The organism is Mesorhizobium sp. M2E.F.Ca.ET.209.01.1.1 (assembly GCF_004010375.2).
Lineage (GTDB): Bacteria > Pseudomonadota > Alphaproteobacteria > Rhizobiales > Rhizobiaceae > Mesorhizobium.
In genome coordinates, this window is the sequence record NZ_SADP02000354.1 from 1 (window position 1) to 385 (window position 385).

A 385-nucleotide genomic window follows, 5' to 3' on the forward strand; every position below is an offset into this window, starting at 1 on the left:
GTTCAATCGCCGCGAGCGTCGACAACAGGCCGTCCTTGTCCGCATAGCATCCCTGCAGCCAGCGCTTGCCGGTGCCGGAGCACGCCTTGCGGGCATGCATGACGCGGGTGTTGTCGACGATGAAGGCCTGGCCGGGCTCAAGCTTGAAGGTCACTTCGAAGGATGGATCCTCGATCAGTTCGGCGAAGCGGCGGTAGGCGCCATAGTAGCGATCCATGTCGGCGAACGGCACATCGACGGTCGGCGCCAGCGAGCGGTTGTTGAAGCGGATGCAGATCAGCTCGCCATCGGGTCCGAGCTCGATCATCGGCCGCTTGGACTGCAGCCGCACGCCTGACGAGCCGGCATATTCGAAGCGCGCCGGATAGGAACAGAGCAGCCGGAA

At 63.9% G+C, this 385-nt stretch carries 1 protein-coding gene; it reads right to left on the bottom strand.

Annotation, left to right across the window (positions count from 1 at the left end; all coding sequences use genetic code 11):
• On the bottom strand, positions 1-385 hold a 385-nt coding region (locus tag EN852_RS35965; RefSeq protein ID WP_189546400.1), incomplete at both ends, for a TauD/TfdA family dioxygenase.